13 protein-coding genes are annotated in these 14154 nt (G+C 59.1%); 11 read left to right on the top strand and 2 right to left on the bottom strand.

Annotated elements, in window-relative coordinates; translation table 11 throughout:
• Positions 1–17: 17 nt before the first annotated feature.
• From lpxD to lpxB, 5 genes are read left to right on the top strand one after another with little or no spacing between them, the layout of a single operon-like run.
• On the top strand, positions 18–1079 hold the full coding sequence (gene lpxD, locus AC1DUP_RS29895; RefSeq protein ID WP_477836328.1) for a UDP-3-O-(3-hydroxymyristoyl)glucosamine N-acyltransferase: 1062 nt from the start codon (positions 18–20) through the stop codon (positions 1077–1079).
• Positions 1072–1539 carry a 3-hydroxyacyl-ACP dehydratase FabZ gene (gene fabZ / locus AC1DUP_RS29890; RefSeq protein WP_113310152.1) on the top strand — a complete coding sequence of 156 codons (468 nt, stop codon included), beginning with the start codon at positions 1072–1074 and terminating at the stop codon, positions 1537–1539. The genes lpxD and fabZ overlap by 8 nt, the downstream gene beginning before the upstream one ends.
• Positions 1536–2354, top strand: a complete 819-nt coding sequence (lpxA, locus tag AC1DUP_RS29885) for an acyl-ACP--UDP-N-acetylglucosamine O-acyltransferase (RefSeq protein ID WP_113310151.1) — start codon at positions 1536–1538, stop codon at positions 2352–2354. The genes fabZ and lpxA overlap by 4 nt, the downstream gene beginning before the upstream one ends.
• A 3-nt stretch (positions 2355–2357) precedes the next feature.
• Entirely contained in the window at positions 2358–3239 is an 882-nt protein-coding gene (locus tag AC1DUP_RS29880) for an LpxI family protein (protein WP_113310150.1), read from the top strand.
• On the top strand, positions 3236–4405 hold the full coding sequence (gene lpxB / locus AC1DUP_RS29875) for a lipid-A-disaccharide synthase (protein WP_113507964.1): 1170 nt from the start codon (positions 3236–3238) through the stop codon (positions 4403–4405). The genes AC1DUP_RS29880 and lpxB overlap by 4 nt, the downstream gene beginning before the upstream one ends.
• Before the next feature lie 31 nt (positions 4406–4436).
• Here the strand turns inward: lpxB and gltA are convergent, their stop codons facing one another.
• Positions 4437–5726, bottom strand: coding sequence for a citrate synthase (gene gltA, locus AC1DUP_RS29870; RefSeq protein ID WP_007822430.1), 1290 nt, complete (start codon positions 5724–5726; stop codon positions 4437–4439).
• Positions 5727–6015: 289 nt separating this feature from the next.
• Here gltA and AC1DUP_RS29865 point away from each other — a divergent pair, with 289 nt between their 5' ends.
• A complete protein-coding gene (locus tag AC1DUP_RS29865; RefSeq protein ID WP_477836324.1) occupies positions 6016–8439 on the top strand; it encodes a ComEC/Rec2 family competence protein in 2424 nt (807 codons plus the stop codon).
• Here AC1DUP_RS29865 and lexA read toward each other — a convergent pair.
• Complete coding sequence (gene lexA / locus AC1DUP_RS29860) at positions 8420–9145, bottom strand: transcriptional repressor LexA (RefSeq protein WP_113310198.1); 726 nt, start codon at positions 9143–9145, stop codon at positions 8420–8422. The two genes, AC1DUP_RS29865 and lexA, sit on opposite strands and share 20 nt — an antisense overlap.
• Positions 9146–9342: 197 nt before the next feature.
• Here lexA and AC1DUP_RS29855 point away from each other — a divergent pair, with 197 nt between their 5' ends.
• From AC1DUP_RS29855 to pdhA, 5 genes are all read left to right on the top strand, one after another.
• Positions 9343–10230: a VOC family protein gene (locus AC1DUP_RS29855; RefSeq protein ID WP_477836322.1), complete on the top strand. Its 888-nt coding sequence runs from the start codon at positions 9343–9345 to the stop codon at positions 10228–10230.
• The gene (gene kdsA, locus AC1DUP_RS29850; protein ID WP_113310146.1) at positions 10227–11072 is read left to right on the top strand and encodes a 3-deoxy-8-phosphooctulonate synthase; all 846 of its coding nucleotides are present in this window, start codon (positions 10227–10229) and stop codon (positions 11070–11072) included. Before AC1DUP_RS29855 ends, kdsA begins: the two co-directional genes overlap by 4 nt.
• A 142-nt stretch (positions 11073–11214) precedes the next feature.
• Positions 11215–12489, top strand: a complete 1275-nt coding sequence (gene eno, locus AC1DUP_RS29845) for a phosphopyruvate hydratase (protein WP_477836320.1) — start codon at positions 11215–11217, stop codon at positions 12487–12489.
• A gap of 136 nt (positions 12490–12625) precedes the next feature.
• The gene (locus tag AC1DUP_RS29840) at positions 12626–12946 is read left to right on the top strand and encodes an FtsB family cell division protein (RefSeq protein WP_477836318.1); all 321 of its coding nucleotides are present in this window, start codon (positions 12626–12628) and stop codon (positions 12944–12946) included.
• A gap of 146 nt (positions 12947–13092) precedes the next feature.
• Positions 13093–14139 carry a pyruvate dehydrogenase (acetyl-transferring) E1 component subunit alpha gene (pdhA, locus tag AC1DUP_RS29835; protein WP_113310145.1) on the top strand — a complete coding sequence of 349 codons (1047 nt, stop codon included), beginning with the start codon at positions 13093–13095 and terminating at the stop codon, positions 14137–14139.
• Positions 14140–14154 lie beyond the last annotated feature (15 nt).

Raw genomic sequence — 14154 nt, 5'->3', positions numbered from 1 at the left:
GTTCTGGAGTTTTGCCGATGGAGCAAAATACTTTTTTTCTGCCCCATGAAGGCGTGAGACTCGTTGAGTTGGCGCAATTTCTTGGGGCAGAGCTTGGCAATTCCGCTGATGGCGATGTCATCATCCGGTCGGTTTCACCTATTGCCAGGGCGCAGGCCGGGGATATCTGTTATATCCTCTCTCGCCGGAACAGGGACGAGTTCCTGACCTGCGAGGCTTCGGCCGTAATTTGCGACAATGCGCTCTCTGAGCTGGTGCCGCCGCATATCCCTGTGGTGATCTCCTCCAATCCGCATGCCGCCTTCGCGATGGCCGGTGGGTTTCTCTATCCCGCGGCTCTCAAGCCGGTGACGTTTTCGTCCGGCGAGACCGAGATAGCGCCTAGCGCCGTCATCGATCCGACGGCGCGGCTTGAGAAGGGCGTAATCGTCGAGCCGCTGGCGATCATCGGCCCCGGCGCGGAGATCGGCGAGGGCACGCGTATCGGCGCTCACTCGGTCATCGGTCCCAACGTCAAGATCGGCCGCAATGGTTCGATCGCGACGGGCGCGAGCATTCTCTGTGCGCTCATCGGTAACGGCGTCATCATCCATAATGGTGTCCGTATCGGGCAGGATGGATTCGGTTATGCACCAGGCCCGCGCGGCATGATCAAGATCGTGCAGATCGGTCGAGTCATCATCCAGGACAATGTCGAGATCGGCGCCAATACGACCATCGATCGCGGCGCCATGGACGATACCGTCATCGGCGAAGGAACCAAGATCGACAATCAGGTGCAGATCGGCCACAACGTCCGTATCGGTCGCCATTGCGCCATCGTTTCGCAGGTCGGCATGGCCGGCAGCACCATCATCGGCGATGGTGTGCAGATCGGTGGACAGGTTGGCCTCAAGGGACATATCACCATTGGCGATGGCGCGCAGATCGCTGCAAAAAGTGGTGTCATGACCGATCTTGCTGCTGGCGGCCGCTATGGCGGAATACCGGCACGTCCGCTAAATGACTACCTGAAATATGCTACACAGCTCTTGGCAAAATCGGGAGCGCGCGGAAAAAAGGGAGGCAAGAATGACTGAAGCTACAGCCGCCACGCTTTCTTCGGCCGACATCATGGAAATCATGAAGCTGCTGCCGCACCGCTATCCATTTTTGATGGTCGACAAGATCGTCAATATCGATGGTGACAACGCCGCCGTGGGCATCAAGAATGTGACGGTCAACGAGCCGCATTTTTCCGGCCACTTCCCTGACGCGCCGATCATGCCGGGCGTTCTGCTGGTCGAAGGCATGGCACAGACCGCGGGTGCGATCTGCGCCAAGAAAGAAGGCCAGACCGGCAACCTCGTCTATTTCATGACGATCGACAACGCCCGTTTCCGCAAGCCGGTCGTGCCGGGCGATCGCGTTGAATTTCACGTGCTTAAAATAAAGCAACGCGGCAATATCTGGAAATTCCATTGCGACGCAAAGGTCGACGGCGCGCTTGTCGCCGAGGCCGATATCGGCGCGATGATCGTACGCAAGGACAACGCATGAGCATGATCGCCGAAAGCGCCAGGATCCATCCGACGGCCGTGGTCGAAGACGGCGCCGCGGTCGGTGAAGGCGTGGTGGTCGGCCCGTTTTGCCATGTTGGCCCCAAGGTCACGCTTCACGACAATGTGGAACTGATCAGCCACGTGGTTGTTCTCGGTCTGACGACCGTCGGCGCCGGTACGCGTATATTTCCTTCTGCCGTTATCGGTGGCGACTCGCAGAGCGCCCGTCACAGCGCCGTCGACACGTCGCTCATCATCGGGCGCAACTGCACCATTCGCGAGGGCGTTACGATGAACACCGGCACCGTCGAACATGGCGGCTCGACTGTCATCGGCGACAACAGTCTCTTCCTGGCCTATTCGCATGTCGCCCATGATTGCCGGGTCGGCGACCATGTCATCATGTCGAATAATGTCATGCTGGCCGGCCATGTTTCCGTCGGCGATCACGCAATCATCAGCGGCGGCGCGGCAGTACATCAGTTTACCCGAGTCGGTAAATTTGCCTTCGTCGGGGGGCTCTCGGCCGTGAGTTACGATGTCATTCCCTACGGCATGCTGAACGGCAATCCCGGCATTCTGAGCGGCCTGAACGTCGTCGGCATGACGCGCGCCGGCGTTGATCGCGCCGTCATTCACACGGTTCGCCGTGCCTACAAGGCGATCTTCGAGGGTGCCGGCTCGATTCGCGAGAATGCTGCCCAGATTCGCGACGAATATGCCGATTGCGAGCAGGTAGTCGAGATCCTCGATTTTATCGCCGCCGAGAGCGATCGCGCGCTGTCTTCGCCGAGCCGGGGACAGAAGGGCTGATCTGTGGTTTCCGCTGGCGACACCGCTGAAGGCCGGCTGGCGATCATTGCCGGTGGCGGCCTTCTGCCGTCCTATGTCGCCGAGGCTGCGCGTTCGGCTGGTGAAAATCCTGTTATCGTGATCCTGAAGGATGAGGGCGACCGTCGCTGGGACGGCTTCGACCACGCCACGATCGGTATCGGTGATTTCGCTGCCCTCGACAGGCTTTTCAAGAAATATCACATCGATCGTGTCGTCATGTCGGGCAGCGTGCGCCGCCGGCCGGAGTGGCGTGAAGTGCGGCCGACGCTGCGCATTCTGACCAAGGTACCCGCCGCCATCCGTACGTTGCTTTCGGGCGGCGACGATACCGTTCTGCAGATGGTGATCAAGCTGATCGAAGGGCGAGGTCTGCGTGTCGTGGGTGCCCATGAGATTGCCCCGGATCTTCTGGCAACCGCAGGTCCTGTTGGTGCTGTTTCGCCCAATGAAGAGGATCGTCGTGATATAGCGCGCGCAGGCAAGGCGGCGGAGGTGCTTGGCAGTCTGGATATCGGGCAGGGTGCGGTCTCGATCGGCGGACGCGTTGTCGCTGTTGAGGGCGTTGAGGGCACGGACAGCATGCTCGACCGCGTGGCGGCCCTGAGATCAGCAGGCCGTATTTCGCCACGCCGGCGCGGAGTGCTGGTCAAGCTTTGCAAGCCACAGCAGGATATCCGCGCTGATCTGCCGGCGATTGGCGTGTCCACCGTGCTCAACGCCAAAGCCGCCGGGCTTGCAGGAGTGGCCATCGAAGCCGGCCGCTCGCTGGTGCTTGATCGCGACGCGCTCATCAAGGCGGCAGACGAGAACGGTCTTTTTGTCTGCGGTATCGACAAAGGCTTGCCTGGATGGGGGCTTGCATGAGCGACAGGCCGTTGAAAATTGCTGTCGTAGCCGGCGAAGTATCTGGCGATCTGCTTGGCGCCGATCTCATCGCGGGTCTCAAGAAAATCTATTCCGGCCCTATCGAACTCGTCGGTGTCGGCGGCGAGGGCTTGCAGGCCGAAGGATTGACGTCGCTCTTCGATTTCTCCGAACTCTCGGTCATGGGCATCACGCAGGTCCTGGCGACGCTGCCGACGCTGTTTTCCCGTATTCGGCAATCAACAGCGGCGATCATTGCGGCAAAGCCCGATATCCTGCTCATCATTGATAGCCCGGATTTCACACACCGCGTCGCCAAGCGCGTGCGTACCGCGCTGCCTGATCTGCCTGTCGTCAACTATGTCTGTCCGAGTGTCTGGGCATGGAAGGAATATCGCGCGCAACGCATGCTCGCCTATGTCGATCATGTGCTAGCGGTGCTTCCTTTCGAGCCGGCGGTGATGCGGCGTCTCAACGGACCTGCGACCACCTATGTAGGCCACCGTCTCGTCGCCGATGCAACACTTCTGGAGACCCGACGCCTGCGTGCTGGCCGGCAGCCCGGTAACGGTGCGATCCTGCTCCTCCCTGGTTCGCGTTCGTCCGAAATCAGGAAGCTTCTGCCTTATTTCGAAGCCGCCGCGAACGAGTTCGTTGCCCGCAATGGTGCGAAGCGCTTCATTCTGCCGACTGTGGCGCACAGGGAAACCCTCGTGCGAGAAATGACAGCAGGCTGGGCGGTAAAGCCTGACATCGTCGTCGGCGCTGAAGCGAAATGGAAAGCCTTCACCGAAGCCGATGCGGCCATGGCGGCGTCCGGCACCGTGATCCTGGAGCTGGCGCTTGCCGATGTCCCCGTCGTTTCCGCCTACAAGGTCGACTGGATCATGCGCATGCTGACATCAGGCATCAAGACCTGGAGCGGCGCACTGCCCAATCTGATCGCCGACTACGCGGTCGTGCCCGAATATCTGAACGACATCGTTCGCGGCGCAAGCCTCGCGCGCTGGATGGAGAGGCTGTCAGCCGACACCTACCAGCTCAAGGCGGTGAAGGAAGGCTACGATCTCATCTGGCAGCGTATGCAGACGGAAAGGCCGCCTGGCGAGCATGCGGCGCAAATATTGCTTGATGTTCTAGCCAACAAAAAACCCGGCCATTCCTGACCGGGTTTTCTTTTGTCTATGAAGTCAGCGCTTAGCGCTTGGAAACCGGCACGTAGTCGCGCTTCGGTTCGCCGATATAGAGCTGGCGCGGACGGCCGATACGCTGTTCCGGATCTTCGATCATTTCGTTCCACTGCGCGATCCAGCCGACGGTGCGGGCGAGAGCGAAGAGCACGGTGAACATGGTCGTGGGGAAGCCCAGGGCCTTTAGCGTGATGCCGGAGTAGAAGTCGATGTTCGGATAGAGCTTCTTCTCGATGAAGTACGAGTCGGTCAGCGCAATGCGCTCCAGTTCCATGGCGACTTCGAGAAGCGGATCGTCCTTGATACCGAGTTCGCCGAGAACTTCATGCGTGGTTTTTTGCATGATCTTGGCGCGCGGGTCATAGTTCTTGTAGACGCGGTGACCAAAGCCCATCAGGCGGAACGGATCGTTCTTGTCCTTGGCGCGGGCGATATATTCCGGAATGCGGTCGACAGTGCCGATTTCCGTCAGCATGTTGAGGGCTGCTTCGTTAGCGCCGCCGTGAGCGGGGCCCCAGAGGCAGGCGATGCCGGCGGCGATGCAGGCGAACGGGTTTGCGCCCGAGGAGCCGGCGAGACGAACCGTCGAGGTCGAAGCATTCTGCTCGTGATCGGCATGCAGGATGAAGATACGGTCCATGGCGCGTGCGAGCACCGGATTGACGACATATTCTTCGCAAGGAACGGCAAAGCACATGCGCAGGAAGTTGGACGCGTAGTCCAGGTCGTTCTTCGGGTAAACGAAGGGCTGGCCGATATGGTACTTGTAGGCCATGGCGGCAAGCGTCGGCATTTTGGCGATCATGCGCAGGCTGGCGACCATGCGCTGGTGAGGATCGGTAATGTCGGTGGAGTCGTGATAAAATGCCGAAAGCGCACCGACGCAGCCACACATGACGGCCATCGGATGTGCGTCGCGGCGGAAGCCGGTGAAGAAGCGGCTCATCTGCTCATGCACCATGGTGTGGTGCGTGACGCGATAGTCGAAATCCTTCTTCTGAGCGGCGGTCGGCAGTTCGCCGTAGAGCAGCAGGTAGCAGGCTTCCAGAAAGTCGCCGTGCTCGGCAAGCTGCTCGATCGGGTAACCGCGATGCAGCAGAACGCCCTCGTCGCCGTCGATATAGGTGATCTTCGATTCACAGGATGCGGTCGACGTAAACCCGGGGTCGTACGTGAAGGAAGCCGTGTTTTTGTAGAGTGCACCGATATCGATCACGTCTGGTCCGACCGTGCCTTTTCGCACGGCGAGGTCGACTGATTTGTCACCGATTTTGATTGTAGCGCTTTGATCCGTCATGCTGATCCTCCGGGGTGGCGGTGGCGCCGCAAAAGCGCCATAAGGGTTAAGCGTCCTAAGCGATAGCTATATGATCGCGAAGCTAATGCCAAGTTACCGTGACGCCATTTTGTGCATCGCGGCATCATCTTTTAGGCAGTGCAGCGATGAGCCTCACGCATATCAGAACACCATGATTTGACTGGATTTTTGCTGCCGCAAATTTTCCTCGTATTTCAATCGATTATTGTTTGCGAGTTTTGATCTGAGGTTGCATTCTGCCGATCTCCGGGGGCGGGTCCAAGCGAATATGACGGGGTTCGATACAGCAGAACGGCATGTGCAATCCATTGATGCAAAGATGGATTTTGCTGATGCCGCACCGCGCGCCATTGTGACGCAACTGGCAAGGACGCAGGCTACGGTTCCGTTTCCGTGGCGGCTGATCGCCGTTGCGAAACGACACATCCGATCGTCTGTCCGCATGGCCGCTGAAGAGGCTGGCTACGGTCGCCTCATTCTTTTTTCGCCGGTCTTCCTTGGTGCAGGTGCCGCGACCTGGTTTCTGGCAGCTTCGGATTTTCCGGCTGTCTCGCTTGGTCTCTGCCTTTTTGTTGCCCTCGGTGCCGTCGTACTTTGCGGGTATCGCCGGACGAAATTGCGGGCGATGCTCTCTGCTCTGCTTCTCTTTGCCGGCGGAATGCTTTCGGCACAGGTTGAAACATGGCGGGCGCAGACCCTGATCCTTGATTCAGCCGTAGCAACAACGGTAACCGGCAGGATCGAGCGCCGCGAAGGCGACGGGCGGGGGCGCTGGCGTTACATTCTTGACGTCACCGGAACCGACGCGCCGCAGATCAAGCGTCCGCCTAAACGCATTACAGTGCTCGTGAGAGGCGCCGCGCAGCCTTTCGAGCTTGGCGACGTCATCGAGGGCAGGGCGCGTCTCACGCCTCCGGCAGGCCCCGCACTTCCCCACCTCAATGATTTTGCTTTCAGTGCCTATTTTGACGGCATTGGCGCCAACGGCTTTTTCTATGGCGCGCCGAAAAAGCTTGCCTTGCAGCCACAGCAAGCGGGCTCGGTCGGTGAGGCGACACTCGAATGGCTCTATCGCCTCAGGAGTGGCATCGGCGATCGCATACGCTCCACCCTGCCGGGCGATACCGGCGCCTTTGCCGCTTCGCTTGTCACCGACGAGAGGCGGGCGATCTCGGATGACACGACGGACGCGCTGCGGCAGTCCGGCCTTGCCCATATCGTCGCGATCTCCGGTCTCAATATGGCGCTTTCCGCCGGCATCTTTTTTGTCGGCCTGCGCGTCGTCCTTAGCCTTTTTCCCGGCATTGCCCAGGCGTGGCCGACCAAGAAAATCGCGGCGGCCGGTGCGCTCGCGGCGGTGACAGCCTACTATCTGATCTCCGGCTTTGCCGTCTCCGCTGAACGTGCCTTCATCATGATGGCCATCATGCTGGTTGCCGTCTTCTTTGACCGGCCATCGATCAGCCTCAGAAACGTGGCGCTATCCGCTCTTGTGATCCTTGCGATCTCGCCATCGGAGGTGCTGGGGCCGAGTTTCCAGATGTCCTTTGCCGCAACACTTGCCCTGGTCGCCGGCTACGATCTCTGGAAAGGCCGGCCGATGTGGGAGAATGTCTTTGCCAACCTGCCGATCATGAAACCCCTCTTCGTGGTCGGCGGTTTCTTTGGTGGCATTTTCCTGACGTCGCTGATTGGTGGCTTCTCTACCGCGCTGTTTTCGATTGAGCATTTCCACCGGCTGACAGCCTACGGCCTGCCGGCAAATCTCGCGGCCATGCCGGTGATTTCCTTCATCGTCATGCCGGCTGGGATGCTGGCGATGCTGCTGATGCCCTTTGGCCTGGACGGCTGGGCATGGCATGTGGCAGGCTTCGGGCTCGATCTGGTGATCACAATCGCAAAGACGGTATCGAGCTGGGGTGGCAATATCGATGTGGGCCGTTTGCCGGGTTGGTACTTCCCGACGGCCGTTTTCGGTTTTCTGCTGCTGACCCTCCTCAGAACTCGACTGCGGCATATCGGAACGGCAATCGTCACTCTCTCCACGCTTGCTGTCGCGGCGCTGCCATCAGAGGCAATGCCCGACATCGCCATTGCCGAAGACGGTAGCCTCGTTGCTGTTGTCGATGGAGAGGCGATAGCTTCGAACCGCGAAAAGCCACCCGCCTTCATCTTCGAACAATGGCAGCGGGCGCTTGCCATCGAAGAGCACAGGAAGCCAGTCACGCTGGAAGCTGCCAATAGGCCCACTGCGCCCGAAGGCAAAAGACTGCAGCTCTCGCGGGATCAACAGAATGAAGCCAGAGAGTCGATGAGACGTGTCGCGATCGGTTCGCCGTCACGGTTCTCGTGCCTGAAAGGTGCCTGGTGCGCCATCATGCTCGGCAATGGAAAGAAACTGACGGTTATCGACAATGCAGCCTATCTGGGCCCTGCCTGCGATACGGCCGATATCGTCGTCACCCCTGTCCGTCTGCGTTTCGACGGCTGCCGATCCGGAGCTATGCTCTTTACTGGCGAAACATTGCGCAAGACAGGCGCGATCGAGCTTCGTTTCACAGATGGCGGAGTTGCGGTTGCCGCTACCTTCGACGCATTGCGACGGCCCTGGATGCGCCACCGTGCCTATGACTGGCGTAGCGACACATTCGCTGATGTTGGCCCGTCACCGGTCAGTGATAGCGACGAATGAGGCCGACGAGCTTGCCCTGGACCTTGACGCGATCCGGCGGGAAAATGCGAGTCTCGTAAGCGGGGTTTGCGGCTTCGAGCGCAATCGATGCGCCCTTGCGGCGGAAGCGCTTGAGCGTCGCTTCCTCTTCATCGACGAGTGCGACGACGATGTCACCCGGATTGGCCGTGCTACCGTTGCGGATGATGACGGTATCGCCATCGAAGATGCCGGCTTCGATCATCGAGTCGCCACGAACTTCGAGCGCATAATGTTCGCCGGAGCCAAGCATATCAGCGGGAACGGTGATGTCATGGGTGTTGTTCTGGATTGCCGAAATCGGCACGCCGGCAGCGATGCGCCCCATGACCGGCACGGAAACCGAATTGCCGTTGTCGGCCGCAGGTGCTGACTTTGCCGCGGCGGGAGGCGCAACAGGTTGCGGCTTGCCGAGGCTGCCTTCGATGACGCTTGGTGAAAAGCCGCGCCTTGGCTGCAGGCTCGAGCTATAGGCTTCCGGCAGCTTGATGACTTCGAGCGCACGCGCCCGGTTCGGAAGCCGGCGAATGAAGCCGCGTTCTTCGAGCGCCGTGATCAGCCGATGAATGCCGGATTTCGAGGCCAGATCCAGGGCGTCCTTCATCTCGTCGAAAGATGGCGGAACGCCGGATTCCTTCATCCTTTCATGAATGAAAAGAAGAAGTTCCTGTTGTTTGCGCGTGAGCATCGGCGTGTGACCCCAGTATTGAAACAAATCCAGAACGGACACTATATGTTCCATATGTGTTCCGCAAGTGGCTAAATTTTCGTAAAATTTCTCTCCATTGTGTTGAGAATTTTATTTTTGTCGGCGCCCGTCCCGTCCGGCCTTGCTTCGTAAGGCTTGTTGAAGCACATCTCCTTGTGATTGCTGGAGAGTAGCTGATGACCCAAGACACGCTTGCGATCGATCATCTCGTTTTGCCGGTTACCGATATCGCCCTTGCACGCGAGAGGTTGGGCAAGCTGGGCTTCACCGTCGCTCCGGACGCGCGCCATCCCTTCGGTACGGAAAATGCCTGCGTTTTCTTCGCCGACAGGAGCTATCTCGAGCCGCTCGGCATCGCCAGTGTCGAGGAGAGCGACAGGACGGCGCGCGACGGCAATGTCTTCACAGCCCGCGATCAGGCCTTTCGTTTTCGATGCGGCAGCGAGGGCCTGTCTGCTATCGCCTTCAGTGCCGCGGATGCAAAGCATGAACATGCTCGATTCGTTAAAGGCGGCATTAGCGCTGGTTCTGTGTTGCAGTTCGAACGTCCCGTGAAAATGCCGGATGGCACGGAGAGCATTGCCGGCTTCCGGCTCGCCTTCGCCGGCGACCTTCGGGCACCGGATTTCTTTCTCTTCGCCGTCGAACGCGTCAATCCGCTCCCTGCTGACCGCAGCGCGCTCGAAGCTCACGTCAACGGCGTAACCGGAATTGCCGAGATAGTTCTAGCCGCGCCCGAGCCTTGGGCCTTCGGCGAATTCGTCCGTGGCGTGGCAAGAGCCGACGCCGCAGATGAGACCGGTTTTGGGGTGAGAGTTCCTCTGGCAAACACAAAGATCAGTCTGATGAACCCGGCGGGTCTGGAGGCCTATTTCGATCTGGCGACGCCGGACACCGATCGCGGCCTGCGTGGGCGGGCGATCCTTTTCCATGCGGGCGATCTTGCCGTGACAGAAGCGCATTTGGCTGCTAACGGGGTGACCTATACACGCAAGGGCAACCGTATTCTGGTGAAGCCCGCGCCCGGCCAGGGCGTGCTCTTCGCCTTCGAGGAAACATCATGAGCTCCAATACCAATTCCCAGGTGACGGTCGGCGAGGGCGCCGGTAAGGTCACCTTCTCCAATACCGGCCGCTTGTCGCTGATCGCCGGCGCCTGTGAAATGGAAAGCCGCGACCATGCGTTCATGGTGGCTGGCACATTGAAGGAACTGTGCGCCAAGCTCGGCATCGGGCTTGTCTACAAGACGTCTTTCGACAAGGCCAATCGCTCTTCGTTGTCGAGCAAACGCGGTGTCGGCCTTGAGAAGGGGCTGGAAGTATTCGCTGATCTCAAGAAGGAACTCGGCATTCCGGTTCTCACCGACATTCACAGCGAAGAACAATGCGCCGAAGTAGCGAAGGTCGTTGATATCCTGCAGATACCGGCCTTCCTGTCTCGCCAGACGGATCTTCTGGTGGCTGCTGCCAAGACGGGCCGCGTCATCAACGTCAAGAAGGGCCAGTTCCTGGCGCCTTGGGATATGAAGAACGTGCTCGGCAAGCTGAATCAGAGTGGCAATCCGAACATTCTGCTGTGCGAGCGCGGCGCTTCTTTCGGCTACAACACGCTGGTCTCCGACATGCGCTCCCTGCCGATCATGGCAGCCACCGGTGCGCCAGTTATCTTCGACGCCACTCATTCGGTCCAGCAGCCGGGCGGGCAGGGGGAAACCTCCGGCGGAGAACGGCAATTCGTGGAGACGCTCGCGCGCGCTGCCGTGGCGGTCGGTGTTGCTGGGGTCTTTATCGAGACTCATCAGGACCCGGATAACGCGCCCTGCGACGGCCCGAACATGGTCTATCTCAAGGATATGCCGCGGCTTCTGGAAAAGCTGCTGGCTTTCGACGCGATCGCTAAAGGCTGACAGTCAAAAGCCTGACATGATCGTAATATAGCGACGAGTGGAACTGCATGCCGAAGGGTGCCGCAAACTGCCATTGTAATTTGCGCACCTTCGATTAAGACGGTTTCAAACGATTTATCCACCCACCGAGCAGGAAAAAACCATGACTGCAATTACCGATATCATCGCCCGCGAGATTCTCGATAGCCGTGGTAACCCCACCGTCGAAGTCGATGTCTATCTCGAAGACGGCAGCATGGGCCGTGCGGCTGTTCCCTCGGGCGCTTCGACTGGCGCGCATGAAGCCGTCGAACTGCGCGACGGTGGCAAGCGCTATCTCGGCAAGGGTGTCGAAAAGGCCGTCGAAGCCGCCAATACCGAGATCTTCGACGCGATCGGCGGCATCGACGCTGAAAACCAGATTCAGATCGACAAGATCATGATCGAGCTCGACGGTACGCCGAACAAGTCACGCCTCGGCGCCAACGCCATCCTCGGCGTTTCGCTTGCTGTTGCCAAGGCTGCCGCGGAGGCTTCCGGCCTGCCGCTCTACCGTTATGTCGGTGGTGCTTCGGCAAGCCTTCTGCCGGTTCCGATGATGAACATCATCAACGGCGGCGCTCATGCCGACAACCCGATCGACTTCCAGGAATTCATGATCCTGCCGGTTGGCGCAGATTCGATCCGTGAAGCCGTCCGTATGGGCTCGGAAGTCTTCCATACGCTGCGCAAGGAACTCGCTGCCCAGGGGCACAACACCAATGTCGGCGACGAAGGTGGTTTTGCACCGGGCCTGAAGAGCGCTCCGGAAGCCCTCGACTTCATCATGAAGTCGGTTGAGAAAGCCGGCTACAAGCCGGGTGAGGACATCTATCTCGGCCTCGATTGCGCCTCGACGGAGTTCTTCAAGGACGGCAGGTATGTGATGGAAGGCGAAGGCCGCACGCTCGAACCGGGCGCAATGGCCGAATACCTCGCCGAACTCGTCGGCAAGTACCCGATCATTTCCGTCGAAGACGGCATGGCAGAAGACGATTGGGAAGGCTGGAAGACGCTGACCGATCTTGTCGGCAAGAAGTGCCAGCTTGTCGGCGATGACCTGTTCGTCACCAACTCGGCTCGTCTGCGTGACGGTATCCGCATGGGCGTTGCCAACTCGATCCTCGTCAAGGTCAACCAGATCGGCTCCCTGACGGAAACGCTCGACGCCGTCAACACCGCGCACAAGGCAGCCTACACCGCCGTCATGTCGCATCGCTCGGGCGAGACGGAAGACTCCACGATCGCCGATCTCGCAGTTGCCACCAACTGCGGCCAGATCAAGACCGGCTCTCTGTCGCGCTCGGATCGTCTTGCCAAGTACAATCAGCTTATCCGCATTGAAGAAGGCCTCGGCCCTCAGGCTGAGTATGCCGGCCGTTCCATCATTCGCGGCTAATACGATCTTATGAATCAGGCATTTGGAACCCGCGCCTTGGCGCGGGTTTTTTGTTGCGTCAACTCTGAGTCAATGAACGGTTAATCTCTGCGCGGTAAATTGAAGGGATTGGTAATGCGTTACAGAGCATGCGTGTATGTGGACAAAGCATCATAAGAAGAGAAAGACCGGTCGCTTCGTCATTCCGGCCATGGCGGTCGCCTTCCTCTCCTATTTCGGCTATCATTGCATCCATGGTGATTATGGTCTGCGTGCGACGGAGGCGTTCGAGCGCCAACGTATCGCGCGCGAGAAGGAATTGGCTGTGCTGAAGACCAGGCGCGAGCATCTCGAAGCGCACGTTGCACTTCTTAGCGACGGCTCGCTGGACAAGGATATGCTCGACGAAAAGGCGCGGTATCAGCTCAATATGTCGCGCGCAGACGAGATTGTAATTTACAATCACTACCGCAATTAACCGAATTTGGGTTAATCTAGAATTCTCGTTCTTTATCAGTAATTTACCTGCGAATATGAGCCATGCAATTATGGCATTGCTGTGGTCATTTTTCTTCCCTATGGTACGCGCCACCTGAGAACCGATAAACCCATAGGGAGGGTTGAATGGCGTTGCGCAAAACCGCGACCGTTTCCAGCCGCAAAAACAGTGCGAAATCCGCAGGCAAGATATCGAACGGCGGTCCTATCGCCGATTTCGATCGGGACGAGGAGCTCAAGGCATATCGCGAGATGCTGCTTATCCGTCGTTTCGAGGAAAAGGCGGGCCAGCTTTACGGCATGGGCTTCATTGGTGGTTTCTGTCACCTTTACATCGGCCAGGAAGCTGTCGTCGTCGGCATGCAGATGGCCCAGAAGGAAGGTGATCAGGTTATCACCGCCTATCGCGACCACGGCCATATGCTGGCTACCGGCATGGAAGCGCGCGGCGTCATGGCTGAACTGACCGGGCGTCGCAACGGCTATTCCCACGGGAAGGGCGGCTCCATGCATATGTTCTCCAAGGAGAAGCATTTCTACGGCGGCCATGGCATCGTCGGTGCCCAGGTTTCGCTTGGAACAGGCCTTGCCTTTGCAAACCGCTACCGTGGCAATGACAGCGTATCCATCGCCTATTTCGGTGATGGCGCGGCCAACCAGGGCCAGGTTTACGAGAGCTTCAACATGGCTGCTCTCTGGAAGCTGCCGATCATCTATATCGTCGAAAACAACCGTTACGCCATGGGCACCTCGACGGCGCGCGCTACCGCGCAGTCGAACTATTCGCTGCGCGGTTCCGGCTTCGGCATCCCTGGCATCCAGGTCGACGGCATGGATGTTCGTGCCGTCAAGGCTGCTGCCGATGAGGCGCTCGAACATTGCCGCTCCGGCAAGGGGCCGATCATCCTGGAAATGCTGACATATCGCTATCGCGGCCACTCCATGTCGGACCCGGCGAAGTACCGCACCAAGGAAGAAGTGCAGAAGATGCGCTCCGAGCAGGACCCGATCGAGCAGGTCCGTCTGCGTGTCATGGAAAAGGGCTGGGCGACTGAAGACGATCTGAAAGCGATCGACAAGGAAGTCCGCGACATCGTCGCCGATAGTGCCGATTTCGCCCAGGCTGATCCGGAGCCGGATGCGTCCGAGCTCTACACCGACATTCTGCTCTAATCGGGGAGGGAACCC

The sequence above is a fragment of the Rhizobium sp. 01L419 genome (assembly GCF_056400025.1).
The sequence above is the reverse complement of the archived record's forward strand: the minus strand, read 5'-3'. Positions and strand labels throughout refer to the sequence as shown.

Coding starts and splice junctions, on each gene's coding strand:
- AC1DUP_RS29840 (WP_477836318.1), top strand. CDS start 12,626: ATGTGGACAAAGCATCATAAGAAGAGAAAGACCGGTCGCTTCGTCATT.
- lpxA (WP_113310151.1), top strand. CDS start 1,536: ATGAGCATGATCGCCGAAAGCGCCAGGATCCATCCGACGGCCGTGGTC.
- fabZ (WP_113310152.1), top strand. CDS start 1,072: ATGACTGAAGCTACAGCCGCCACGCTTTCTTCGGCCGACATCATGGAA.
- lpxB (WP_113507964.1), top strand. CDS start 3,236: ATGAGCGACAGGCCGTTGAAAATTGCTGTCGTAGCCGGCGAAGTATCT.
- AC1DUP_RS29855 (WP_477836322.1), top strand. CDS start 9,343: ATGACCCAAGACACGCTTGCGATCGATCATCTCGTTTTGCCGGTTACC.
- lpxD (WP_477836328.1), top strand. CDS start 18: ATGGAGCAAAATACTTTTTTTCTGCCCCATGAAGGCGTGAGACTCGTT.
- AC1DUP_RS29865 (WP_477836324.1), top strand. CDS start 6,016: ATGACGGGGTTCGATACAGCAGAACGGCATGTGCAATCCATTGATGCA.
- lexA (WP_113310198.1), bottom strand. CDS start 9,145: ATGCTCACGCGCAAACAACAGGAACTTCTTCTTTTCATTCATGAAAGG.
- kdsA (WP_113310146.1), top strand. CDS start 10,227: ATGAGCTCCAATACCAATTCCCAGGTGACGGTCGGCGAGGGCGCCGGT.
- eno (WP_477836320.1), top strand. CDS start 11,215: ATGACTGCAATTACCGATATCATCGCCCGCGAGATTCTCGATAGCCGT.
- pdhA (WP_113310145.1), top strand. CDS start 13,093: ATGGCGTTGCGCAAAACCGCGACCGTTTCCAGCCGCAAAAACAGTGCG.
- gltA (WP_007822430.1), bottom strand. CDS start 5,726: ATGACGGATCAAAGCGCTACAATCAAAATCGGTGACAAATCAGTCGAC.